General features: G+C 55.2%; 24 protein-coding genes. 9 read left to right on the top strand and 15 right to left on the bottom strand.

What is annotated here, in order from left to right; genetic code table 11:
- The first annotated feature begins 341 nt into the window (after positions 1-341).
- The 6 genes from ABLU80_RS22100 to ABLU80_RS22075 all read left to right on the top strand — a co-directional run bounded on the left by ABLU80_RS22100 (position 342) and on the right by ABLU80_RS22075 (position 4,892).
- A complete protein-coding gene (locus tag ABLU80_RS22100) occupies positions 342-656 on the top strand; it encodes a BON domain-containing protein (protein WP_015370060.1) in 315 nt (104 codons plus the stop codon).
- Between the two features lie 126 nt (positions 657-782).
- On the top strand, positions 783-1,349 hold the full coding sequence (yqaB, locus tag ABLU80_RS22095) for a fructose-1-phosphate/6-phosphogluconate phosphatase (RefSeq protein WP_020078121.1): 567 nt from the start codon (positions 783-785) through the stop codon (positions 1,347-1,349).
- Positions 1,346-1,774, top strand: a complete 429-nt coding sequence (locus ABLU80_RS22090) for a YqaA family protein (RefSeq protein WP_015370062.1) — start codon at positions 1,346-1,348, stop codon at positions 1,772-1,774. The genes yqaB and ABLU80_RS22090 overlap by 4 nt, the downstream gene beginning before the upstream one ends.
- 66 nt (positions 1,775-1,840) lie before the next feature.
- Positions 1,841-3,397 carry a glutamate--cysteine ligase gene (gshA, locus tag ABLU80_RS22085; RefSeq protein WP_032712382.1) on the top strand — a complete coding sequence of 519 codons (1,557 nt, stop codon included), beginning with the start codon at positions 1,841-1,843 and terminating at the stop codon, positions 3,395-3,397.
- A gap of 163 nt (positions 3,398-3,560) precedes the next feature.
- Positions 3,561-4,076, top strand: coding sequence for an S-ribosylhomocysteine lyase (gene luxS / locus ABLU80_RS22080; RefSeq protein WP_015370064.1), 516 nt, complete (start codon positions 3,561-3,563; stop codon positions 4,074-4,076).
- Positions 4,077-4,124: 48 nt separating this feature from the next.
- Positions 4,125-4,892 carry a helix-turn-helix transcriptional regulator gene (locus tag ABLU80_RS22075; RefSeq protein ID WP_113374624.1) on the top strand — a complete coding sequence of 256 codons (768 nt, stop codon included), beginning with the start codon at positions 4,125-4,127 and terminating at the stop codon, positions 4,890-4,892.
- Here ABLU80_RS22075 and leuA read toward each other — a convergent pair.
- The 12 genes from leuA to ABLU80_RS22015 form a co-directional block, all read right to left on the bottom strand.
- A complete protein-coding gene (leuA, locus tag ABLU80_RS22070) occupies positions 4,889-6,547 on the bottom strand; it encodes a 2-isopropylmalate synthase (protein ID WP_213796329.1) in 1,659 nt (552 codons plus the stop codon). The two genes, ABLU80_RS22075 and leuA, sit on opposite strands and share 4 nt — an antisense overlap.
- A gap of 137 nt (positions 6,548-6,684) precedes the next feature.
- Positions 6,685-8,223 carry a multidrug efflux MFS transporter permease subunit EmrB gene (emrB, locus tag ABLU80_RS22065; RefSeq protein WP_020078123.1) on the bottom strand — a complete coding sequence of 513 codons (1,539 nt, stop codon included), beginning with the start codon at positions 8,221-8,223 and terminating at the stop codon, positions 6,685-6,687.
- A 15-nt stretch (positions 8,224-8,238) separates the two neighbouring features.
- Entirely contained in the window at positions 8,239-9,411 is a 1,173-nt protein-coding gene (gene emrA / locus ABLU80_RS22060) for a multidrug efflux MFS transporter periplasmic adaptor subunit EmrA (protein ID WP_015370068.1), read from the bottom strand.
- 131 nt (positions 9,412-9,542) lie between these two features.
- Positions 9,543-10,073, bottom strand: a complete 531-nt coding sequence (gene mprA, locus ABLU80_RS22055; protein ID WP_015370069.1) for a transcriptional repressor MprA — start codon at positions 10,071-10,073, stop codon at positions 9,543-9,545.
- 445 nt (positions 10,074-10,518) lie between these two features.
- Positions 10,519-11,514: a glycine betaine/L-proline ABC transporter substrate-binding protein ProX gene (proX, locus tag ABLU80_RS22050; RefSeq protein ID WP_015370071.1), complete on the bottom strand. Its 996-nt coding sequence runs from the start codon at positions 11,512-11,514 to the stop codon at positions 10,519-10,521.
- 14 nt (positions 11,515-11,528) lie between these two features.
- On the bottom strand, positions 11,529-12,593 hold the full coding sequence (gene proW, locus ABLU80_RS22045) for a glycine betaine/L-proline ABC transporter permease ProW (RefSeq protein WP_015370072.1): 1,065 nt from the start codon (positions 12,591-12,593) through the stop codon (positions 11,529-11,531).
- Positions 12,586-13,788 (bottom strand): glycine betaine/L-proline ABC transporter ATP-binding protein ProV, encoded by a 1,203-nt coding sequence (gene proV / locus ABLU80_RS22040; RefSeq protein WP_260841906.1) that lies wholly within the window; start codon positions 13,786-13,788, stop codon positions 12,586-12,588. The genes proW and proV overlap by 8 nt, the downstream gene beginning before the upstream one ends.
- Before the next feature lie 345 nt (positions 13,789-14,133).
- Positions 14,134-15,096: a class 1b ribonucleoside-diphosphate reductase subunit beta gene (gene nrdF, locus ABLU80_RS22035; protein WP_015370074.1), complete on the bottom strand. Its 963-nt coding sequence runs from the start codon at positions 15,094-15,096 to the stop codon at positions 14,134-14,136.
- Between the two features lie 10 nt (positions 15,097-15,106).
- Positions 15,107-17,251, bottom strand: a complete 2,145-nt coding sequence (gene nrdE, locus ABLU80_RS22030; RefSeq protein WP_015370075.1) for a class 1b ribonucleoside-diphosphate reductase subunit alpha — start codon at positions 17,249-17,251, stop codon at positions 15,107-15,109.
- A complete protein-coding gene (gene nrdI / locus ABLU80_RS22025) occupies positions 17,224-17,634 on the bottom strand; it encodes a class Ib ribonucleoside-diphosphate reductase assembly flavoprotein NrdI (RefSeq protein WP_015370076.1) in 411 nt (136 codons plus the stop codon). Before nrdI ends, nrdE begins: the two co-directional genes overlap by 28 nt.
- The gene (gene nrdH, locus ABLU80_RS22020) at positions 17,631-17,876 is read right to left on the bottom strand and encodes a glutaredoxin-like protein NrdH (RefSeq protein ID WP_047076001.1); all 246 of its coding nucleotides are present in this window, start codon (positions 17,874-17,876) and stop codon (positions 17,631-17,633) included. The genes nrdI and nrdH overlap by 4 nt, the downstream gene beginning before the upstream one ends.
- A 183-nt stretch (positions 17,877-18,059) precedes the next feature.
- Complete coding sequence (locus ABLU80_RS22015) at positions 18,060-18,491, bottom strand: carboxymuconolactone decarboxylase family protein (protein ID WP_015703232.1); 432 nt, start codon at positions 18,489-18,491, stop codon at positions 18,060-18,062.
- Positions 18,492-18,581: 90 nt separating this feature from the next.
- Between ABLU80_RS22015 and ABLU80_RS22010 the strand changes: the two genes are divergently transcribed.
- Positions 18,582-19,940, top strand: a complete 1,359-nt coding sequence (locus ABLU80_RS22010) for a PLP-dependent aminotransferase family protein (protein ID WP_063446074.1) — start codon at positions 18,582-18,584, stop codon at positions 19,938-19,940.
- A 76-nt stretch (positions 19,941-20,016) separates the two neighbouring features.
- On the opposite strand, the gene ABLU80_RS22005 is transcribed toward ABLU80_RS22010, so the two are convergent.
- Positions 20,017-20,364: a DUF883 family protein gene (locus ABLU80_RS22005; RefSeq protein WP_015370080.1), complete on the bottom strand. Its 348-nt coding sequence runs from the start codon at positions 20,362-20,364 to the stop codon at positions 20,017-20,019.
- A 149-nt stretch (positions 20,365-20,513) separates the two neighbouring features.
- Between ABLU80_RS22005 and ABLU80_RS22000 the strand changes: the two genes are divergently transcribed.
- A complete protein-coding gene (locus ABLU80_RS22000; RefSeq protein WP_015370081.1) occupies positions 20,514-20,876 on the top strand; it encodes a DUF2002 family protein in 363 nt (120 codons plus the stop codon).
- A gap of 64 nt (positions 20,877-20,940) precedes the next feature.
- Here the strand turns inward: ABLU80_RS22000 and alaE are convergent, their stop codons facing one another.
- Complete coding sequence (gene alaE, locus ABLU80_RS21995) at positions 20,941-21,390, bottom strand: L-alanine exporter AlaE (protein ID WP_015370082.1); 450 nt, start codon at positions 21,388-21,390, stop codon at positions 20,941-20,943.
- A gap of 716 nt (positions 21,391-22,106) precedes the next feature.
- Here alaE and stpA point away from each other — a divergent pair.
- Positions 22,107-22,508, top strand: coding sequence for a DNA-binding protein StpA (stpA, locus tag ABLU80_RS21990; protein ID WP_032706443.1), 402 nt, complete (start codon positions 22,107-22,109; stop codon positions 22,506-22,508).
- A gap of 42 nt (positions 22,509-22,550) precedes the next feature.
- Here the strand turns inward: stpA and ABLU80_RS21985 are convergent, their stop codons facing one another.
- Positions 22,551-22,730 carry a hypothetical protein gene (locus tag ABLU80_RS21985; RefSeq protein WP_348850474.1) on the bottom strand — a complete coding sequence of 60 codons (180 nt, stop codon included), beginning with the start codon at positions 22,728-22,730 and terminating at the stop codon, positions 22,551-22,553.
- Between the last annotated feature and the right edge of the window lie 59 nt (positions 22,731-22,789).

The following is a 22,789-nucleotide window of genomic DNA, read 5'->3' as shown; positions in this document are numbered from 1 at the left end:
GCTACGAACCGAGCGGTCGGAGGTTCGAATCCTCCCGGATGCACCATATTCTCCTCAGTAACAGCAATCTCGACTGTTGCATGGTATGCGAAATTATCGCGAGTACCAGGGAGGATAACGTTGCGTCAGCAACGGCCCGTAGGGCGAGGCGCAGCCGAGTAATCCTCCCGGATGCACCATCTTCTCTTCAATAAAACTCTCCAATTTTCATCCCATCAGTACGACGCATTTTATCTCCTCGATAATCAACACATTTCTTATTGGCAAGTCGCTCTTTCCACTATAATTTATCCCTGTAGATCTACCTGAACCGGGTGTGATGAATGCAAGGAGAGAAATCAATGAAATGGTTCAAAGCAATACCTGCCTTTTGCGCAACGCTTCTGGTCGCCGTATCTTTGGCAGGCTGTGCCGGATCGTCCACCAAAGAAAGCACCGGCGGTTATATTGACGATACCGTGGTAACTACCAAGGTAAAAAGCGCGCTGTTTAACGAAAAAGATATCAAATCCTCAGAAATTAGCGTGCAGACCTTTAAAGGCCGCGTACAGCTGAGCGGTTTCGTATCGTCGGCTGAGAGCGCTAAACGGGCGGTAGAGGTCACCCGTCGCGTGCAGGGCGTGCGCGTGGTTGAGAACGACCTGCGAATCAAATAATACCGTTTTCGCTATCCCGAGTTGATTAAGGCGCCTGCAGGCGCCTTTGCTGTCTCTGGCTCCCCCGCGACAAAACCCGCCTTTTGCGATACAGTAACGTTTCCTTATCCGGTTTGTGAGAACACGATGTACCAACGTTACGCAGGACTGATTTTCGATATGGATGGCACCATCCTCGATACCGAGCCGACGCATCGTAAGGCATGGCGTGAAGTACTGGGCCGTTACGGTATGCGTTTTGATGAGCAGGCCGTGGTCGCGCTCAACGGTTCTCCAACCTGGCGTATTGCCCAGGCGATTATCGAGCTGAATCAGGCTGATTTAGATCCGCATCGTCTGGCGCAGGAAAAGACCGTCGCCGTCAAAGCGATGCTGCTGGATAGCGTACGCCCGTTACCGCTGATAGAGGTGGTAAAAGAGTGGCATGGCCGTCGCCCGATGTCGGTCGGCACCGGTAGTGAAAGCGCTGTTGCCGAAGCGCTGCTGGCGCATCTTGGCCTGCGTCACTACTTCTCCGCGGTGGTGGCTGCCGATCACGTGGCGCAGCATAAGCCTGCGCCCGATACCTTCCTGCTGTGCGCGGAGCGCATGGGCGTCGCACCGGAAACCTGCGTGGTCTTCGAGGATGCCGACTTCGGTCTGGAGGCGGCGAAGCGCGCGGGTATGGATGCTGTGGATGTGCGTCTGTTGTGAGCGACGCGCTGTCGCTCCTGTCGCTTTTTGCCAGCAGTTTTTTAAGCGCCACTTTACTGCCCGGCAACTCAGAAGTGGTGCTGGTTGCTATGCTTCTTACGGGGGCAAGTCAACCGTGGATGCTGGTATTAATAGCAACAATCGGCAATAGCCTTGGAGGGGTAACTAACGTTATTCTGGGGCGCCTGTTTCCGCTGCGCAAGCAATCGCGCTGGCAGGAGAGGGCAACCGGCTGGCTTAAACGCTATGGCGCGGTGACATTATTATTGAGCTGGGCGCCTGTTATAGGCGATTTGCTGTGTTTACTAGCGGGATGGATGCGCATTTCCTGGGGACCAGTGCTCTTTTTTTTATGCCTTGGTAAGGCGTTGCGTTATATCGTCATAGCGGCGGCAACCCTTCAGGGCATGACGTGGTGGCACTAATTGGACTGATTGTTCAACCATTACAATTATGCTAATTCAAACGATTTCGACAGGCGGGAGGTCAAATTGATCCCGGATGTATCACAGGCGCTGGCCTGGCTGGAAAAAAATCCGCAGGCGCTGCAAGGCATTAAACGTGGGCTTGAGCGTGAAACGCTGCGCGTTAACGCCGACGGCACGCTGGCCACGACCGGCCATCCTTTAGCTTTAGGTTCGGCGCTGACCCATAAATGGATTACTACTGATTTTGCCGAAGCCCTGTTGGAGTTTATTACTCCAGTGGATGGCGATGTCGATCATATGCTGACTTTCCTGCGCGATGTGCATCGCTTCACCGCCCGCCAGCTCGGCGACGAGCGGATGTGGCCGCTGAGCATGCCGTGCTATATCGCGCCGGGTCAGGATATTGAACTGGCGCAATACGGCACCTCTAACGTTGGCCGGCTGAAAACGTTGTATCGCGAAGGGCTGAAAAACCGCTACGGCGCGCTGATGCAAACCATTTCTGGCGTGCACTATAACTTCTCGCTGCCGATGGCGTTCTGGCAGGCCAAGTGCGGTGTGGAAGACGCGGAAAGCGGCAAAGAGGCGATCTCGGCCGGTTATTTCCGCTCGATTCGTAACTACTACCGTTTCGGTTGGGTAATTCCGTACCTGTTCGGCGCGTCGCCGGCGATTTGCTCCTCGTTCCTGCAAGGCAAACCGACGACTCTGCCGTTTGAAAAGGCCGGAAACGGCATGTATTACCTGCCATACGCCACTTCTCTGCGTCTTAGCGACCTCGGTTATACCAATAAGTCGCAAAGCAATCTCGGAATTACGTTTAACGATCTGCACGAGTATGTGGCAGGATTGAAGCGGGCGATTAAAACGCCATCGGAAGAGTACGCTAAAATCGGGCTTGAGAAAGACGGCAAACATCTGCAGATCAACAGCAATATTCTGCAGATTGAAAACGAGCTGTACGCGCCGATTCGCCCGAAACGGGTGACCCGTAGCGGTGAAACGCCGTCCGATGCGCTGCTGCGCGGCGGCATTGAGTATATCGAAGTGCGTTCGCTGGATATCAACCCGTTCTCGCCGATTGGCGTGGATGAGCAGCAGGTGCGCTTCCTCGATCTGTTTATGGTCTGGTGCGTGCTGGCCGATGCGCCGGAGATGAGCAGCAGCGAACTGCTGTGTACCCGCACTAACTGGAACCGGGTGATTCTTGAGGGCCGTAAACCGGGCCTGACGTTGGGGATTGGCTGTGAAAGCGCGCAGTTCCCGCTGGCGCAGGTGGGTAAAGATCTGTTCCGTGATTTACGTCGCGTGGCGCAAACGCTGGACAGCATCCACGGCGGCGAGGCCTATCAACAAGTGTGCGATGAGCTGCTGGCGTGCTTTGACGATCCGGAATTAACGTTCTCAGCGCGCATTCTGCGTTCTATGATTGAAGAAGGGATTGGCGGTACCGGGCGTAAGCTGGCTGATGAGTATCGTACGATGCTGCGCAATGAACCGCTGGAAATTTTAAGCGAAGAAGATTTTATCGCCGAACGTGATGCGTCGGTCGCGCGACAGAAGAAAGTGGAAGCGGAAGATAGCGAGCCGTTCGAGGCACTTTTAGCACGACACGCGTAGTAAAAAGCGCTACAAAAGAAAAAGGCCACATCACTGTGGCCAAACTTTCATCTCTGATTCAGGGATGATGATGATAATAAATGCGCGTCTTTCATATACTCAGACTCGCTGTTGAACGAAGAGTTCATTTTATTTTAAAAAAAATCACTATCGGAGGTGAAGAATGCCGTTGTTAGATAGTTTCACAGTCGACCATACCCGAATGGAAGCGCCTGCGGTGCGCGTCGCGAAGAAAATGAACACGCCGCACGGCGATCAAATCACCGTTTTCGATCTGCGATTCTGCGTACCGAACCAGGAAGTGATGCCGGAGCGCGGCATTCATACTCTGGAGCACCTGTTTGCTGGTTTCATGCGCGATCACCTGAACGGTAATGGCGTGGAAATTATCGACATCTCTCCGATGGGCTGCCGTACCGGTTTCTACATGAGCCTGATTGGCACGCCGGAAGAGCAACGCGTGGCAGATGCCTGGAAAGCGGCGATGGCTGACGTGCTGAAAGTCAAAGATCAGAATCAGATCCCTGAGCTGAACGTCTACCAGTGCGGAACCTACACCATGCACTCGCTGGAAGAAGCGCAGGATATCGCCCGCCACATCATTGAGCGTGATGTTCGCATCAACAGCAACGATGAGCTGGCGCTGCCGAAAGAAAAACTGCAAGAACTGCACATCTAGTGCGCCTGCGTCGGCCCGGCTATCGCGTCGGGCCGCTCTTCGCCTATCATGTCGACAACGCTCTCCTTTTCCTTCCAGCACCGCGCGCTGGTGCCATTTGCCCATGATTACGCCCACGGCGATAGCGAACCGATGCATTGCCACGACTGCGCTCAGTTATTGCATATTCTCAGCGGCGTGGTTCGGGTGGAAACGCCGGTCGGATTCTGGGTCGTGCCGCCGGGGCGCGGCGTCTGGCTACCGGCACATACGCCGCACGCGTTGCGCATAACCGGCAATGTGGCCGCACGGACGCTATTTATCGATCCGCTGGCCCGTGCCGATCTGCCCTCTACCTGCCAGATCGTGCAGATCTCACCGCTACTGCGTGAGCTTATCGTCGCGTCGCTGGCGCTGGAAGAGCGCTATTTCCCCGGCACCCGCGATGAACGTATCTATGAGCTGATGCTGGATGAAATTCGCGGGATGTCGGTATTACCTTTCGGTTTGCCGGAACCGCATAGCGATAGCCTGCGTCGGTTATGCCAGCGGGTGCGCGAAGCGCCCGGTGAGCCGTGGAGCAGTCGTGAGGCGGCGCAAGCTGGCGGAATGAGCGAGCGTACGCTGAACCGCCATTTTCAACAGCAGACCAGCCTGACCTGGAGCGAATGGGTGCGCCGGGCGAAGCTGATGGAGGCGCTGGTTCGCCTGGCGCAGGGGCAGTCGGTACTACGGGTAGCGCTGGATCTGGGTTACGGCAGTCACAGCGCTTTTAGCGCCATGTTCCGCCGGGTAATGGGGACCGCGCCCAGCGACTATTTTCGCCCGTTGGATTAATCCCTGGCGTGAACGGCATTACACAACGCCTGTAACGACGCGCGGGCAACGTCATTATCAATGCCGACGCCCCATCGACTTTCGCCATTGGCAAAGACGCAGCGAATATAGGCAACGGAGCGGCTGTCGCTGCGCGCCCCGAGGGTATGCTCGTGGTAGTCCTTGATAACGAAATGACGTTTTAACAGCGCGCTCAGGCCGTTGGCGGCGGCGGATAACAAACCGTTACCACGTCCGTTCAAGCGGCGGGTTTCGCCATTCATCCGCAGCGCAGCCTGTAACGTCAGTTCGCCATCCTGCTGGCCGTCGCTCTGATAGTCGAGTAACGCCAGCGTCGGCTGCGCCAGCAGGCCGTAACGGCTACGAAACAGCTGCCATAATGCGTTATGGGTCATTTCTTTACCATGGCTATCCGTTTCTTGCTGAACGTACTGGCTGAAGTCCTGCTGCAACGCCCGCGGCAGCTTAAGACCATGGTTCTGCTCAATCAGCCATGCGCTGCCGCTTTTACCCGACTGGCTGTTAACGCGGATCACCGCTTCATAGCTGCAGCCGATATCCTGTGGATCGACAGGTAAATACGGCATTTGCCAGCGATCTCCCGGTTTACGGGCATCAAACCCTTTTTTAATGGCATCCTGATGTGAACCCGAAAAGGCGGTGTAGGCCAGACTGCCTGCCCATGGATGACGCGGATGTACCGGGAGCTGGTTGCAGTTCTCGACGATCTCTACCACCCGATTCATCTGCGTAAAGCGCAACTGCGGATCCACGCCCTGGCTATAGAGATTCATCGCCAGCGTGACCAGACAGACGTTGCCGGTACGCTCGCCATTGCCGAACAGACAGCCTTCAACGCGATCGGCGCCGGCCATCACCGCCAGCTCGGCGCTGGCGACGCCGGTACCGCGATCGTTATGCGGATGCACGCTGATACACACATCCTGGCGGCGCGAGAAGTGGCGGCAAAAATATTCAATCCGATCGGCGTAGACGTTTGGCGTGTTGACTTCGACCGTTGCCGGGAGATTAATAATCATTGGCCGTTCGCCACAGGGCTGCCAGATTTCCGCCACCGCTTCGCATATTTCAAGGGCGAATTCCGGCTCGGTAAAACAGAAGGTTTCCGGTGAGTATTCATATTGCCAACGGGTGTCCGGCTGCTGCTCGCAATGCTGACGAATAAGCCGGGTGGCGCGGGTGGCGAGCTCGATCACTTCGGCCTTTTCCATGCCGAAAACCAGCTCGCGAAACAACGGCGCGGTGGCATTGTAGAGATGGATGGTCGCCTGCCGGGCGCCGCGCAGCGCTTCAAAGGTTCGTGCTATGAGTTCTTCCCGCGCCTGAGTCAGCACCTGAATGGTGACATCTTCAGGGATGCGCTGCTCCTCAATCAGCTGGCGCACAAAGTTGAAATCGGTTTGCGAGGCGGAGGGGAAGGCGACCTCTATTTCTTTAAAACCGCACTCCAGCAACAGATCCCAGAACTGCAGCTTACGCGCGGCATCCATTGGTTCGGCCAGCGCCTGGTTGCCGTCGCGCAAATCGGTGGAAAGCCAGCGCGGCGCGGTAGTGATTTGCCGCTCGGGCCAGCGGCGATCGGGCAGGGCGATAGGCGGATAAGGGCTGTATTTTTCGCAAGGATTGGTCAGCATGGTGTTCTCCTGTAGTCGGAGCTTTATCCTGCATGACATAACCCATCGGCGGCTTTAGCGAAATGGACAGAAGCTAGCGCGAAATGGACAAGGTCGCGGCAATAAAAAAGGGACCCGCAGATCCCTTTTGTTGATTCTTAGTGCGCGCCCCCGCCACCGCCGCCGGCGCTGAACGGCGGCCTGGCGAACCACACCAGGCCTAGCAGAAGGATAAAGATCCCCGCCGAAACCCAGAAGATTTCGTTGGCGGAGATAATCAACCCCTGGTTGGTTATCTGCTGGGCAATCCAGCCGGAAGCCTGCTGCTGGGTCATTCCCATACCCTGTAGTTGATCGTACATCTGTTGGGCGTTGGGGTTGAATGGCGTCACCGACTCGGTGAGCTGCGCATGGTGCAACGCCTCGCGGTTGGTCCACATGGTGGTGGTAATTGAGGTACCGATGGAGCCGGCAAGGGTTCGGGTAAAGTTCGACAAGCTCGACGCCGCCGCCAGCCGCTCCGGCGGGAGGCCAGAGAGAGTGATGGTGGTCAGCGGCATGAAGAAACAGGCCACCGCAAAACCCTGGATAAACTGCGGCCAGGCCGATGCGCCGAAGTCCATTCCCGGTTCAAAGGTCCACGCGCGCCAGTAGAAGCACACCGCATACATAATAAAGCTGAAGGTCACCAGCCGCCGCATATCGAGCTTATGAGCAAAGCGGCCGATAATCGGCGACAGAATGACCGGGATCACCCCGACCGGCGCCGAAGCCAAACCGGCCCAGGTGGCGGTGTAGCCGTATACCTCCTGCAGAAGCTGCGGCAGCAATACAATGGCGCCGAAGTAGAGCATATAGGCCAGGCTGATACACAAACAGCCGATGGTAAAGTTACGCGACTTAAACAGCGACAGGTCGACTATCGGGTTATCGTCGGTCAGCTCCCAGACGATAAGGAAACTTATCGCCACCACCGCCACGATGGTCAGGATGATAATCTCGTTGGAAGCGAACCAGTCGAGCTCTTTACCGCGGTCGAGCATCACCTGCAGGCTACCGATCCCGATAATCAGCAACGCCAGCCCGACGCCGTCGATACGCCGCTGCTCGGTGCGGGTTTCACGGCCGCGCAGGGTCTGCAGCGTCATGAGAACCACCGCCACGCCAATCGGCACGTTGATGAAGAAGATCCAGCCCCAGTGGTAGTTATCGCTGATATAGCCGCCGAGAATCGGGCCGCAAATCGGCGCGACGATGACCGTCATCGACCACAGCGCCAGCGCGATTGAGCGTTTCGCTGGCGGGTAGTTGCTGAGCAGCAGACTCTGCGATAGCGGGATCAGCGGACCGGCGACGATCCCCTGAATCACGCGGAAGAAAATCAGCATCGTCAGGCTGTTCGACACCCCGCAGGCCCAGGAGGCGATAGCGAATGCCACCGTCGACCAGACGAAGAGTTTCACTTCGCCGACGCGCTTCGCCAGCCAGCCGGTAATCGGGATGGAGATAGCGTTCGCCACCCCAAACGAGGTGATGACCCAGGTTCCCTGACTCAGCGACGAGCCAAGGTTACCGGCAATGGTCGGAATAGCCACGTTGGCGATAGTGGAGTCCAGCACCTGCATGAAAGTCGCTAGCGACAGCGCAATGGTCATGATGACCAGTTGCGCGCCTTCGAGCGGTTTTTGCTGTTGCATTACGCTCACCCCGAATTATCCGGCGTTGGCCTGGATGATACCGTCGATCAGTTTATTCACCGGCTCAAGGCCGATTTCACGGGCATTACTTTCATAGACCGGCGAGCTTCGTACCTGGCTTGCCAGCATCTCGCCTTCGCGATTGCTGGTGTCTACTTCAACCAGCGTCGACAGGCCGATGCGCAGCGGATGTTGCGCCAGCTGTTTAGCATCTATCTCGATACGAACCGGCAGACGCTGGACGACTTTGATCCAGTTACCGGTGGCGTTTTGCGCCGGCAGCAGGGAGAAGGCGCTGCCGGTACCCATATCCAGGCCGACCACTTTACCGGTGTACTTCACGTCATCGCCGTAGATATCGCTGACGATGGTCGCCGGCTGGCCGATACGCATATGGGCGAGCTGGGTCTCTTTAAAGTTGGCGTCAACCCACAGGTTGGTGGCTGGAACCACCGCCATCAGCGGGGTAGTGGTACCGATCTGCGCGCCAGGCTGCACCGAGCGGCGAGAAACGTAGCCGCTAATCGGGCTGACGATTTGCGTACGCTGCAGCGCCAGCCAGGCGTTGCGGACTTCGGTCGCCGCCTGCAGCACCGCCGGCTGCTGTTCCAGTTTGGTGCCCAGTACGATTGCCTGATTGGCGTTGTACTGTTGAATGGCGACGTCGAGTTCGGCCTGCGCGCTGGCGACGGTGTCACGTGCGTGCTGCAGCTCTTCGCGGCCAATCAGGTTCGCGGCGCCCAGCGGGATACGACGATTAAGGTCTGCCTGCGCCTGGGCGAGGGCGGTTTTTTTGACGTCAATATTCGCCTGCAGCTGCTTGCTGTTGATCATCTGCTGGCGAGTCTGGCGCACGCTTGCCGCCAGCTGGGTTTTGGCTTTTTCAAACGCCTGCTGGGCGTCGGTCTGGTCGAGGGTGACCAGCGGATCGCCTTGTTGCACAAAGTCGGTGTTGTCGGCCCAGACCTTAGTCACGCTGCCGGAAACCTGCGCCATGATCTGTACCTGGTTCCCTGCCACATAAGCGTCATCGGTCTCTTCATAATGACGCAGGACTAAAAACCAATAAATGCCGTAGGCTACGGCCACAATAACAAAGAGCAAGGTCAGGAGCAGAAGGGCGCCTTTGCGTTTCCCTTTCTTGCTGCCTGATTGCTGCGGAGTTTGGCTCGCCGCATTTTCGCTCATCTGATTCTCCACAATTTTACATTCTTATTATTTCACATCGGCTGAGCCGACCTGTTTACCAGAAAGGCCAGCAGAAGATCTGCTGGCCTGACCGTGTTCCTTGCAACTCAAAATATTGTGCGGCTCCGTGCTTAGCGCAGGGATCCCGCCAGCGCGCCGTCTTCTTCCATTTGGTCGAGGCGGCCAAGCAGTTTACGGGTGATGTGCTCCAGCTGGTCTTTTTCCGCGGTGCTTAAAGAAGACCACAGCTGATGTAGACAGTTGTGCTGCGGAGGTAATACCTCGCGCAAGAATTGATGACCCTTGTCGGTCAGCTGCAGGTGCAGGCAGCGACGATCGTTATCGCTTTCACGACGTTCGATCCAGCCGCGTTTTTCCAGTTCGTCGGCGATGCGGGTGGCATTAGTGCGTGACGAACCCAGCGCGCAGCTCAGCTCGGAAGGTTGAATGCTGTGATTTTCCTGAGACTCAAGCGTTATCAGCGCCATAAATAATGTCTCGTTAATCCCTTGCGCTTTCAGCATTTTGTTACGGTTTTCCAGCAGCTTACCCTGCATGTGCATACAGAGACGGGTGAGGAGAATCTCCTGGAAAGGGAAATCTTCATGGCGGCTGGCGCGGAATTTGAGCATCTGCTCAATGGGAGTAAACGAACTATCCATTTGGGTATAACCTCATTAATTACAGCCGATATAATAACTATTGTGACAAATAAAGCAAATGAATTATTGGTCACTATTAATACTTAAAATCTCCGGCGAGTCGCCGATTTCCCATGCCAAACCATAGGCTAAAGCGCTGAGTTGCGTAGGGATAATAATGCTGTTCGCCACCTGTAAGCTCAACCTGAACGCGACGAAACCTACCCGTGTTGGTAGTCACGGGGGCTGACGTCAGGGAGCAGGAGTTTCCATATTGGTGACTTATTGATAACGCTGGTGAAAATTACGCCTGGAAAGAGTTATTCACCTTAGCAGACGGCGTGATGGCTTCACAATCGCTAAAATGGGAAATCAGAAAATACGCATTTTTATGCATATTCGTTTCATGTTGGTACAGGGGAAGGCAGTCCCCACGGCGATAAAACGCCGCGGGGAGAGGGAGAGATTACTTCTGCGCCGCCAGCGCTTCTTTCACCCAGCCATCGAACAACTGCTGGTGGGCTTTAATCCAACCATCAACGTGGCCGTTGATGTCGGCTTCTGAAGCATGGCCGGCATGCATCATCGCGTTTTCGGCGTTGATATCGGCAATTGGCAGCTTCATCAGGCTAAACAGCTTCGCCGCCGCCGGGTTTTTCTCGGCCCAGGCTTTGTTGGCGACGATATGCATGGTGTTCACCGGGAAACCGTAGTTGACGCCGTTCGGCAGCTTGGTGTCGATATCCTTTTGTTCTCCCGGCAGGGAGGAGAACGGCACCTGCAGCCAGACCACATCTTTACCCGGTTTCAGCACGTCGCTGACCCAGTACGGCGTCCAGGTGTAATAAAGAATCGGTTTGCCTTCTTTATAACGGGCGATGGTATCGGCCATCATCGCCGCATAGTTACCCTGGTTATGGACCACTTTATTGTTCAGCCCATAGGCATCAATCTGATGGTTGATGACCGCTTCGCAGCCCCAGCCGGGGGTACAGCCGGTGAGATCGGCTTTGCCATCGCCGTTGGTATCAAACAGTTTGGCGATCTTAGGATCTTTCAACTGGTCGATAGATTTAATGTGGTACTGCTCGGCGGTTTTCTTGTCGATCAGATAGCCCTGCGCCGCGCCGGTGACGAAGGTTCCTTCACGGTAGAATTTTTTATCGCCGCCCGCCGCCGCGTACATATCATCATGCAGCGGTTGCCAGTTGGTGGCAATAAAGGTGGCATCGCCAGAGGCGATGGAGGTGTAGGCGACGTTATAGTCGACCTCGCTCGGCTTTTCGACGTTATAGCCCAGTTTCTCCAGCGCGCGACTGACCAGCAGCGTCTGGAAGGTTTCTTCGGAAATAGTACTCTGCGCCGGTTTCACGGTGATGCCTTTACCCGGCAGCTCGGCAGCAAACGCGCTGGTCGTGACGAGGGCGGTAAACGCTGTGGCAAGGAGAGTTGTATGTCGCATCGTTATTCCTTCTCTTATTTACAGAAAGGGCGGGTAATCAGCCCCAGAGGTCCGGTGGTGTACCAGCGGCGGTTACCGCGGCTGCGGGAATCGCGGCCGACGGCTTGCGTCAGGCGGTCAAGGATAATCGCGAGGATAACGATCCCGACACCGCCGACGCTCGCCAGCCCCATATCCAGTCGGCCAATACCGCGCAGCACCATTTGACCGAGGCCGCCGACGGCGATCATCGAGGCAATAACGACCATCGACAGGGCCAGCATCAGCGTCTGGTTGACGCCAGCCATGATGGTCGGCATCGCCAGCGGCAGCTGGACTTTGAACAGCAGCTGGCGCGGGCTGGCGCCGAAGGAGCGTGAAGCCTCAATGAGGTCTGCCGGCACCTGGTTAATCCCAAGGATCGTCAGGCGGACAATTGGCGGCAGGGCGAAGATAATGGTCACCACCACGCCCGGAACGTTGCCGATACCGAACAGCATGACGATCGGCACCAGGTAGACGAACGCCGGCGTGGTCTGCATCGCATCGAGTAACGGGCGGATGATTTTCGCCGCCCGCGGGCTACGCGCCAGCCAGATCCCCAGCGGCAGGCCGATTATCATGCAGAACAGCAGCGCGGTCAGCACCAGCGCCAGGGTGACCATCGCCTGCGACCATGCGCCGATAGCGCCGATGGCTACCAGCGAGATCAGGGTGGCGATACCCATGCCGACGCTGGAGATCTGCCAGGCGATCAGCGCGAAGAGAATAATCGCCACCGGCGCCGGCATCCCCAGCAACAGTTGCTGGAAGGCGCTGAGAATATAATCCACCGGCACGCGGATCCCCTGGAACAGGGGACGGAAGTGCAGCACGATCCAGTCGATGGCGTGGGTAACCCAGCTATCGAGCGGGATCAGCGTTTTATGGAACGGATCCATAATATTGAAATGTTCTGGCTGCGGCGCAGGCGCGCTGTTAAGCCAGTCGGCGCCGCCGCCGTCAGCGGGCGCCGGTGTTGGGTTGCCCCAGGCGTCGGCAGACTGCGCCGCGTTATCCGCTGGCGCTGCGGTATCCCATGGGTTTGATTGATCAGCCATTGTTTGCCCCCTCGCGATCTAAAGCCTGTAGCAGCATGCGTTTTGAAATAATGCCGAGATACTGGTGCCCTTCATCCACCACCGGGACGGCGCACGGCGCCTGGCCAACGTGGGAGAGCAGGTCGCTGAGCGGCGTTTGTGCCTCCACCGCCTGCGGGGAGTCAATTAACGCCGCATCGAGCCCCTGATTTTCGCTCAGCGCGCTTTTCAGAGAGTCGATGGAGACAATGCCGACAAACTTATTACCGCGTTCAATGACGTAGCCATATTCACGGTCTTCATCCTGCAATAATTTCAGCGCCGAACGCGGGCCGAAACCGGGAGTTTTACGAATCAGGCCAACCGGGCTACGGCGGGCAATATCTTTAGCGCTAAATACCTGGCTAATATCGACGCCGCGGAAGAAAGTACGAACGTAATCATTCGCCGGGTTATTCAGAATTTCGTCAGGCGTGCCAATTTGCACCACTTCGCCATTTTGCATAATGGCAATACGATCGCCAATACGCATAGCTTCATCAAGGTCGTGGGAAATAAAGACAATGGTACGTTGATGCTTTGCCTGTAATTTGGTGAGCTCATCCTGCATTTCAGTACGAATTAACGGATCAAGCGCTGAGAAGGCCTCATCCATGAGCAGAATATCGGGGTTGATCGCTAATGCGCGGGCTAAGCCGACGCGCTGGCGCATCCCGCCGGAAAGTTCGTCGGGATAGGCGTGGGCGTAATTTTCCAGCCCCACCTGACGTAGCGCATCCAGCGCTTTCTGCTGGCGCTCTTCGGCGGAAACGCCGGCCAGTTCCATACCGAACGCGGTGTTATTCAACACGTTCATATGCGGCATCAGGGCGAATGACTGGAAAACCATCGCAATCTTTTTCCTGCGCACCTCGCGAAGCTCGGCATCTGAGATTTTGGCGATATCGACGCCATCAATCAGCACCTGTCCGCGGGTGGGTTCAATCAGGCGATTGAGAAGGCGAACCATGGTGGATTTCCCTGAACCGGAAAGTCCCATGATGACGAATATCTCGCCTTCTTCAATGGCCAGACTGGCGTCTTTAACGCCAAGCGATAGCCCCGTTTTTTCCAGTATTTGCTCTTTGCTAAGTCCTTTTTCAATATATTTGAACGCGCGTTGCGGGTGCTCGCCAAATATCTTATAGAGATTCTTGATTTCTAATTTAATTGCCATGCAATAAATGATTTCCTGTCTTTAATTATATCGATATCGTACCTGGTGAAGATTATTACCTTTTTACACCCTAACATACTGAGATTCTGTGACAACCCTCGATGTGAATAGCTAGCCAAAATCTGAATAGGGATCTCTGGCTGAATTGCCCGTGATATAAGGGCTGAGCCATCATATACGGCTGGTGATATTTTTTGATTATGCATGAATAATGAATGGGAAAATTGGTGTAAATGAAGGAAATATGACACGAAAATGGCCAGGGGGTTATTTGTGTGATAATAGAAAATAATGTGAAATAGATCACTGGAGAATGTATCGATATATTCCCCAGCGATCGCGAGATTAAAAGTCCCAATCGTCGTCGGCGGTCGCTTCAGTTTTACCCATGACGTAAGAAGAACCGGAGCCGGAGAAAAAGTCGTGGTTTTCATCGGCGTTTGGCGACAGCGCCGCAAGAATTGCCGGGTTCACGGCGGCCATTTCCGCCGGGAATAGCGCCTCATAGCCAAGGTTCATCAATGCTTTATTGGCGTTGTAACAGAGGAACGCGTTGACGTCGTCAAGCCACGGGCTGTCGGCATACAGTTCGCGGGTATAAGCCAGTTCGTTATCGTATAGATCCATCAGCAGATCAAAGGCGAAATTTTTCAACTCCTCACGCTTCGCGGCGCTGACGATTTCCAGCCCTTTTTGATATTTATAGCCAATATAGTAACCGTGCACCGCTTCGTCGCGAATAATCAGGCGAATTAAATCGGCGGTATTGGTCAGCTTGCCGCGGCTGGAAAAATGCATCGGCAACCAGAACCCCGAATAGAAGAGGAAAGATTCGAGGAACACGCTGGCGATTTTTTTCTTCAGCGGCTCATCGGCCTGGTAGTAATTGAGCATCAACTGCGCTTTGCGCTGTAGCGGAGCGTTCTCCTCGCTCCAGGCGTAGGCGGCATCGACATCTTTGCTCTGGCACAGGGTCGAGAATATCGAACTATAGGAGCGGGCATGCACCGCCTCCATAAAGCTAATGTTCGACAGCACCGCCTCTTCATGTGGAGTGAGAGCGTCGGTCATCAACGCCGGGGCGCCGACGGTATTCTGGATGGTGTCGAGCAGCGTCAGCCCGGTAAAGACGCGGATGGTCAACTGCTGCTCCTGAGCCGTCAGGGTCTGCCAGTGCGGAATGTCGTTGGACAGCGGCACTTTCTCCGGCAACCAGAAATTACTGGTCAGCCGGTTCCACACTTCGAGGTCTTTATCATCCTCGATTTTATTCCAGTTAATGGCGCTGATGCGCGATAAATGGGTCATCCTGTTCTCCTTACAGCGCGCAGGACACGCAGCCTTCGATTTCGGTACCTTCCAGCGCCAGCTGGCGCAGGCGAATGTAATACAGCGTCTTGATACCTTTCTTCCACGCGTAAATTTGCGCTTTGTTGATATCGCGGGTGGTGGCGGTATCCGGGAAGAACAGCGTCAGTGACAGCCCCTGATCGACATGTCGCGTGGCTTCGGCATAGGTATCGATAATTTTTTGCGGGCCAATTTCCCAGGCATCCTGATACAGCGCCAGATTGTCGTTAGTCATAAACGGCGCCGGATAGTACACGCGGCCGGTTTTACCCTCTTTGCGGATCTCGATTTTCGCCACAATCGGATGAATGCTGGAGGTGGCATGATTGATGTAAGAGATCGAACCGGTCGGCGGGATCGCCTGCAAATTGCGGTTATAAATGCCGTAGCGCATCACGTCGTCGCGTAGCTGGCGCCACATCTCACGATCGGGCAGGGTAATCCCCGCACGGGCGAACAGTTCGCGCACCGTGGCGGTTTTCGGCTGCCAGTCACCCTGCAAATACTGCTGGAAATAGTCGCCGCTGGCGTAACGCGACTGCTCAAACCCGGCAAAACGCACGCCACGCTCGCGCGCCATTGCCATAGAGGTGCGCAGGGCGTGCCACGTGACGGTGTAGAAATAGAGATTAGTGAAGTCCAGCCCCTCCGGGCTGCCGTAGGCGATCCCCTCGCGGGCCAGATAGCCGTGCAGGTTCATCTGGCCAAGGCCGATGGCGTGCGATGCGGCATTACCCGCCGCCACCGATGGCACCGAGCGGATATCGCTCATATCGGAGACCGCCGTCAGGCCGCGAACCGCCACTTCGACGGTGCGGGCGAAGTCCGGCGAATCCATAGCGTGGGCGATATTCAGCGAGCCGAGGTTGCAGGAAATGTCCTCGCCAACGGTGGCGTAATCGAGATTTTCGTCAAAGGTGGAGGCGCTGTTGACCTGCAGGATCTCCGAGCAGAGGTTGCTCATATTAATGCGCCCGGCGATCGGATTGGCGCGGTTCACCGTATCCTCGAACATGATGTATGGATAGCCGGATTCAAATTGAATTTCCGCCAGCCGCTGGAACAGATCGCGGGCGCGGATCCAGCGTTTACGAACGCGGTCGTCGGCCACCAGTTGCGCATACATCTCGCTGACGGCGATATCGCCAAAGGCTTTGCCGTACAGTCGCTCAACGTCATAGGGCGAGAACAGCGCCATCTGCGCGTCTTCTTTCGCCAGCTGGAAGGTGATATCCGGAATGACTACCCCCAGCGACAGGGTTTTGATGCGGATCTTCTCATCCGCGTTTTCCCGCTTGGTATCGAGGAAACGCAAAATATCGGGGTGATGGGCGTGAAGGTAAACCGCGCCGGCTCCCTGACGCGCTCCCAGCTGGTTGGCGTATGAGAAGGCGTCTTCCAGCATTTTCATCACCGGCACCACCCCGGAGGATTGGTTTTCGATACGTTTAATCGGCGCGCCCGCTTCGCGCAGGTTGGAGAGCAGGAACGCCACGCCGCCGCCGCGTTTTGACAGCTGCAGGGCGGAGTTCACCGCCCGACCGATCGACTCCATATTATCTTCGATACGCAGCAGGAAACAGGAGACCAGCTCGCCGCGCTGCTGTTTACCGGCGTTGAGGAAGGTCGGCGTCGCTGGCTGAAAGCGCCCGGCGAGGATCTCATCGGCCAGCTGTCGCGCCAGGGTTTCATCACCCTGGGCCAGGGTTAGCGCCACCATGCAGGCGCGGTCGGCGAAATGCTCCAGGTAGCGTTTGCCGTCGAAAGTACGTAAGGCATAGCTGGTGTAGAACTTCCACGCGCCGAGGAAAGTACGGAAGCGAAAACCGTGTTGGTGCGCGTGGGCGAAGAGGGCCAGCACGAAACGTCGCTCATAGCGGGCCAGCACTGCCGGATCGTAATAACCTTCGTCGCTCAGCCATTGCAGTTTCTCCTCCAGCCCGGCGAACGGTACGCTGTTGGGGCGCACGTGATTATGGATAAATGCTTCGACCGCCTGTTGGTCCTTTTCCAGGGGAATACGGCCGTTGCTGTCGTATAAATTCAGCATCGCATTGAGGGCGTGGAAATCAGACGCCCCGGCGGTTACACGTTCTGCGGTTGTCGTTGCCAAAATTCGCTTACTCCTTTACGCACGTTGTCGACATCTTGCTGGGTACCCATCAGCTCAAAACGATACAGATACGGCACGCCGCATTTCTGCGCGATGACCTCTCCCGCCCGGCCATAGGCCTCGCCGAAGTTACGGTTACCGGCGGCGATCACGCCGCGAATCAGCCGGCGATTATGCGGGTCGTTTAAAAAGCGGATCGCCTGGCGCGGCACGGCGCCTGCCGTCCCGCCGCCGCCGTAGCTGGGGACGATGAGAATATAGGGTTCGTCTACCTGAATTCGCTCGCGCTCGTTGAGCGGGATGCGCACGGCAGGCAGCGCCAGACGCTGCACAAAGCGATGCGTATTTTCCGAGCTGCTGGAGAAGTAGACGATCAGGCTCATAGGCTGGCCGTAACCGCGGCGGGACGCAGGCGATTAATCATATCCGGGCGGAAGCCGGACCAGCGGGTTTCCCCGGCCATCACCACCGGTAATTGCTGGAATCCCTGCTCGCGCAGCATGTCGATGGCTTCAGGGTGTTGGTCGATGTTGACCATATCGAAGGCGAAACCGCGGCTCTCCATCGCGCGTTTGGTGGCATGGCATTGCACGCAGTCATTTCGAGTGTAAATAATAATGCGCATGATTCGTATTTCCATTTAAGATAACAAGACGGCGTAAAACATCGTGCCGAACGTTATGGGCTTACTGTTCAGGAAATACTAGATGTAGTTATTTAAAACTTCAACCACGCAATATATAGAGTTTTTCGATAAGTTATCCCCCACCGACTAGCCTGGCGGGGGAGGGAAGTCGATACCCGAAAATTACATCCGCATCGCGACCGCAAGTCGGTTGAAGGCGTTCATCAGGCTGATGGCGAAGGTTAAATCGCTAATCTGGCGGGGGGTAAAATGCTCTTCTAAAGGCAGGTACACCTCATCTTCAGCGTGGCTGGCTGCGATATCGGTTACCGATTCCGCCCATGCCAGGGCCGCGCGTTCCGCGGCGCTGAAGTGGGCGCTTACGCGCCAGCCTGCCAGCGCATCCAGCTTGTCCTGGGCAACGCCGGCTTTGCGTAACGCTTTGCTATGCATCTCAAGGCAAAAAGCGCAGCCGTTAATTTGCGACACCCGCAAATAGACCAGCTCCACCATCGTGCTGCCCAATTCGCTTTTTTCCAGCGCTATGCTGGCCTGAACCAACCCCTTATAGATTTCCGGGCTCAGTTCGCTGTACGGCTGACGTAATGTGGTCATCTTGCAGTTCTCCTCTCTAAGACCCGGGCAAAATAGCACTATAATGGACTGCATAAGATAGCCATATTGTGATGAAAAAAGCAGACCATGATGGAAGCCAAAAAAGTGCCGCACTACCAGCGTATCGCCCGACAGCTGAAATCAGCGATTGAGAATGGCGAGCTGGCCCCGGGAAGCCGCCTGCCCGCGAGCCGGGTTTATGCGCAGGAGCTTGGCGTGTCGCGGGCGACGATTGAAAATGCCTGGGGCGAGCTGGTGGCCCAGGGCTGGCTGGAGCGCCGCGGCCAGGCGGGTACGTTTGTCAGCGAGCGCCTAAGCCCGCGGCAGGTCACGGCTCAGCGCCCGACGGCAGGCCAGGGATCCTCCGCGCCGCAGCCTTTTCAAATGGGGCTACCGGCACTGGATCTTTTCCCGCGCGGGGTGTGGGCGCGGGTGATGGGGCGGCGGCTACGGACGCAATCGCGCTTCGACCTCGTGCCCGGCGATCCCTGCGGCGAACCGGTTCTCCGTCAGGCGATTGTCGACTATTTACGTCTGTCGCGCAGCATCGAGTGCCAGCCGGAGCAGGTTGTGATTAGCGGCAACTATGCGGCCTCGATGGCGCTAATTTTGCGTACCCTCGCGCAACCGGGGCAGCATATGTGGATGGAGGATCCGGGATATCCGTTCATTCGGCCGGTGGTTAGCGCGGCGGGGGTCAATATCGATCCTGTACCGGTTGACCAACAGGGAATGGATATCGATTGGGCGCAGGCGCACTCTCCGCAGGCGCGCTTTGCGCTGTTGACTCCAGCGCATCAAAGCCCGCTCGGCGTGGCCTTATCGCTGGAGAGGCGCCGCCAGGTACTGCAGTGGGCGGCGCAGCGCGATAGCTGGATTATTGAAGATGATTACGACAGTGAATTTCGCTATCAGGGGAAACCGTTACCGCCGCTGAAAAGCCTCGATGCGCCACAGCGGGTACTGTACGCCGGGTCATTTAGTAAATCGATGTTTCCCGCGCTGCGCGTCGCGTGGCTGGTGGTACCGTTGCCGTTGGCGGCGCGGTTTCGCCGTCAGGCTGAATTGAGCCACTGTAATGTACCGACCTTATGGCAGCAGACGTTAGCGGACTTCATCAATGAGGGGCATTTCTGGCGCCATCTGAAAAAAATGCGCGCCAGCTACGCGTTGCGCAGGCAGTGGCTGGAGTCGGCGCTGCAGGCGCAGGGTTTTCAGGTGGTACCGCAGTCCGGCGGGATCCAACTGGTGATGGCGGTGAAGGGAGACGATCGCGAGCAGGCCCGGCGCTGCCAACGAGCCGGGCTGGCGGTGCAGGCGTTGAGCGATTGGCGCATGCTTAGCCGCGGTGAGGGCGGGCTATTGATGAGTTTTACGAATATAACGTCGGCGGTGATGGCGCGTGAAGTGGTAGGCGAATTAAAGCAAGCGCTGGCCAGCGTGGAATAACAAAAAACCCTGCGTACCATTGGGACGCAGGGTCAGACGCGTATTTGTTATCTTCACATGTAGTCTATCAATACTATTATCGACGCAAATTAAGCAAAACGCCAATAAATACCCCAACGGCGGCGGCCGCGCCAACGCTCTGCCAGGGTTTATCGCGCACGTAGCTGTCGGCGCAGCCGGCGGCATCCCGGGCGCGCTCAACGGTATCATAGGCCGCCTGGCGCAGGCGGGTATTGCCGTTCAGGCGGGCACGCGTCTCTTTGAGCAGCGACTGCGCTTTTTTGCGCGCATTCTCAGCTTCATCTTTCGCATCGCTGCCCCATGATTTCAGCACTTCTTCCAGCGTATCCGCTAATTGGCTGACTTCGTTATGAATATCCTCGGCGCTTTCATCAATGTCGTTGCGGTTCACACGGTTAGCCATTGGTTTCTCCCTTTGTTCCATTCGAGTTATTAAGTGTAGGACATGATTTTGCATTATGCTTTTGCGGGAGTTTATGGAATTTTCTGAAAGCGCTGCTATTCGTGAATAAGGTAAGGTAAATGTGCGGTAAAAGATAACGAGGAATCAGTATGTATTTAAGACCCGATGAGGTGGCGCGTGTTCTTGAAAAAGCCGGCTTCACCATGGATGTTGTGACGCAAAAAGCGTATGGATATCGCCGTGGCGATAATTATGTTTATGTGAACCGCGAAGCGCGCATGGGGCGTACCGCTTTAGTTATTCATCCGGCGCTCAAAGAGCGCAGTAATTCACTGGCTGAACCTGCCAGCGAGATTAAAACTTGCGACCATTATGAACAGTTTCCGCTCTATTTGGCGGGGGATGCGCAGCAGCATTACGGCATTCCCCACGGTTTTAGTTCGCGGATGGCGCTTGAGCGTTTTCTGAATGGGCTGTTTGGCGAAGCTCAGCCGCAGATGTCTCACGGCTAAATAGTCAAATGCGGGTTGGTTGAAAGCGGGCGACTGGCAGCGGCCAGTCGCTGAATGACAAGGATCAGGCTTTAGCTTGCTGATAAGGGCTGACGCGGAACAGGCGACGGCAGAAGTCGAGAAAGTAGCCGTACACTGCGCCCATCATCATTGATACCAGAATGTTTGAACTGACCGCGGCGGCAATTTGATGCCAGTCTGCGCCTACCGACAGCAGAATCAATACATACACCGGTGACTGGAAAGTCACATATGCGACGACGTCAGCAATGTTTTTCATCCATCCCGAGGTGCTGATTCGGCGCGCCTGACGCATGGCGAAGTCGCGATAGAAGCCATAAGGCACCGCAATAATAATGTTGACCGGGATCGCGACCAGGCGTGAAGATAACGACTGCTCAAAGGTCATTCCGGAGAGGAAAATTTCGATCATCATATTGACAACGGTGCAGTAGACCACCATTGCAAAGGTGTCTGCTACCGCATGACGCAAGCGGGATTGAGCAGAGAACATCGGTATGCTCCTCGAAAAATTAAGTCAATAACGCCGAAAAGTGCGCATGGTGTAGCGGTTTTGGGCTGCCTGTTTTGATGTGTGTAGAGTATATCTCTGCGTAGTAAGTGACAACTAGCTATAAATTTTTATTTATCGCCTTTTTGTCGATAAAACACTCTGTGAACTGGCGTTTTGCTCAGCTTGCGCTACTTTTGTTCCTTTTTTTGATTATGTTGTTTAATATCAAATAGATATGATTTTGTTTTGTAAGGTGACGAGTAAGCATGACAGGGGAAGGGAGGTTGTTAAGGCGGGCGCCTGATTACGTAATGTGATACTGGTCACTATTGGCGTTATTTACTGGATGAATGCCTTTTTATCAGCATTTGATGCTGTATGTAAATAATGGGTTTTATTCTGATTATGTGAATTTAAATTCATTGTCGTAAAGATATTGGCATTCCCCACGGCGGGCGATGATTTTATAACTCACTGAAGTGGCTATAAATATAACATTATGAATATTATCATGTCGCACTATGCATTATTCATCTGCGCTAGGCTGTATTTATGTTCTATTTCGCTATTACCCGCCAATAAATTTCAGCGCGTTCATAGGTGTAATCCTGTACATATTTATTTGAATAAGCTAAGGCTGGAAATAAATATACATATCTATTAAACTGACCGGGTAATTCTTGTTTTATTTTTTCGATTTGGGATTTTTGATCTTTATGTCTTTTATGTTACAAAAACTGAATAATATTCGCTCACTGCGTGCTATGGCGCGTGAATTCTCCACTGACGTGCTTGAAGAGATGCTGGAAAAGCTCAGGATCGTCACTGAAGAAAAACGCGCTGAGCAGCAGAAGACGCAACAGCAGCAGGCAGAATATCAGGAGAAAATTAATACCTGGCTGGAATTAATGGTTGCTGATGGTATTTCACCTGATGAATTAGTGCTGCATGAAATGGCCCCGGCGAAAAGCAGTAAAAAGCGTAAGCCGCGTCCCGCTAAATATCGTTATACCGACCATACCGGCGCAGAAAAAACCTGGACCGGGCAGGGACGTATGCCGAAGCCGATCGCGTTAGCCGTCGCGCAAGGGAAATCGCTTGAGAGCTTCCTGATTTAAATCGAGCGTAGGTTAAAACGGTGGGATTCCCCACCGTTTTACTTAGCAGACGCCGAAATCGCCTTCTTCGATATAAGGCGTAACATCAACCGCTTTCAGAGTAAACTTTTCACCCTGCTCGTTACTTGCCTGAACGACGACCAGACTATCGCCATTCACTTCCACTACCTTCAATTTTGGCCCGCCGACGCGCGGTTGTACCAGATCGCCTGTTGCAAACATGGTGTTTCTCCTGTGCATTGGTCACAACTAAGAACCTAAACGATAGCTCAACGACGCTG

The organism is Klebsiella sp. CN_Kp104, assembly GCF_040064515.1.
Lineage (GTDB): Bacteria > Pseudomonadota > Gammaproteobacteria > Enterobacterales > Enterobacteriaceae > Klebsiella > Klebsiella aerogenes.
The sequence above is the reverse complement of the archived record's forward strand: the minus strand, read 5'-3'. Positions and strand labels throughout refer to the sequence as shown.

What these genes read in the sequence shown, in the direction of transcription:
- proW (WP_015370072.1), bottom strand. Translation starts at nt 12,593, where the DNA reads ATGGCTGATCAATCAAACCCATGGGATACCGCAGCGCCAGCGGATAAC.
- nrdF (WP_015370074.1), bottom strand. Translation starts at nt 15,096, where the DNA reads ATGACCCATTTATCGCGCATCAGCGCCATTAACTGGAATAAAATCGAG.
- mprA (WP_015370069.1), bottom strand. Translation starts at nt 10,073, where the DNA reads ATGGATAGTTCGTTTACTCCCATTGAGCAGATGCTCAAATTCCGCGCC.
- ABLU80_RS22000 (WP_015370081.1), top strand. Translation starts at nt 20,514, where the DNA reads ATGTATTTAAGACCCGATGAGGTGGCGCGTGTTCTTGAAAAAGCCGGC.
- alaE (WP_015370082.1), bottom strand. Translation starts at nt 21,390, where the DNA reads ATGTTCTCTGCTCAATCCCGCTTGCGTCATGCGGTAGCAGACACCTTT.
- emrB (WP_020078123.1), bottom strand. Translation starts at nt 8,223, where the DNA reads ATGCAACAGCAAAAACCGCTCGAAGGCGCGCAACTGGTCATCATGACC.
- stpA (WP_032706443.1), top strand. Translation starts at nt 22,107, where the DNA reads ATGTCTTTTATGTTACAAAAACTGAATAATATTCGCTCACTGCGTGCT.
- proV (WP_260841906.1), bottom strand. Translation starts at nt 13,788, where the DNA reads ATGGCAATTAAATTAGAAATCAAGAATCTCTATAAGATATTTGGCGAG.
- ABLU80_RS22010 (WP_063446074.1), top strand. Translation starts at nt 18,582, where the DNA reads ATGGAAGCCAAAAAAGTGCCGCACTACCAGCGTATCGCCCGACAGCTG.
- ABLU80_RS22015 (WP_015703232.1), bottom strand. Translation starts at nt 18,491, where the DNA reads ATGACCACATTACGTCAGCCGTACAGCGAACTGAGCCCGGAAATCTAT.
- luxS (WP_015370064.1), top strand. Translation starts at nt 3,561, where the DNA reads ATGCCGTTGTTAGATAGTTTCACAGTCGACCATACCCGAATGGAAGCG.
- nrdI (WP_015370076.1), bottom strand. Translation starts at nt 17,634, where the DNA reads ATGAGCCTGATCGTCTACTTCTCCAGCAGCTCGGAAAATACGCATCGC.
- yqaB (WP_020078121.1), top strand. Translation starts at nt 783, where the DNA reads ATGTACCAACGTTACGCAGGACTGATTTTCGATATGGATGGCACCATC.
- ABLU80_RS22100 (WP_015370060.1), top strand. Translation starts at nt 342, where the DNA reads ATGAAATGGTTCAAAGCAATACCTGCCTTTTGCGCAACGCTTCTGGTC.
- ABLU80_RS22005 (WP_015370080.1), bottom strand. Translation starts at nt 20,364, where the DNA reads ATGGCTAACCGTGTGAACCGCAACGACATTGATGAAAGCGCCGAGGAT.
- nrdH (WP_047076001.1), bottom strand. Translation starts at nt 17,876, where the DNA reads ATGCGCATTATTATTTACACTCGAAATGACTGCGTGCAATGCCATGCC.
- proX (WP_015370071.1), bottom strand. Translation starts at nt 11,514, where the DNA reads ATGCGACATACAACTCTCCTTGCCACAGCGTTTACCGCCCTCGTCACG.
- ABLU80_RS21985 (WP_348850474.1), bottom strand. Translation starts at nt 22,730, where the DNA reads ATGTTTGCAACAGGCGATCTGGTACAACCGCGCGTCGGCGGGCCAAAA.
- leuA (WP_213796329.1), bottom strand. Translation starts at nt 6,547, where the DNA reads ATGCTGACCAATCCTTGCGAAAAATACAGCCCTTATCCGCCTATCGCC.
- emrA (WP_015370068.1), bottom strand. Translation starts at nt 9,411, where the DNA reads ATGAGCGAAAATGCGGCGAGCCAAACTCCGCAGCAATCAGGCAGCAAG.
- ABLU80_RS22075 (WP_113374624.1), top strand. Translation starts at nt 4,125, where the DNA reads ATGTCGACAACGCTCTCCTTTTCCTTCCAGCACCGCGCGCTGGTGCCA.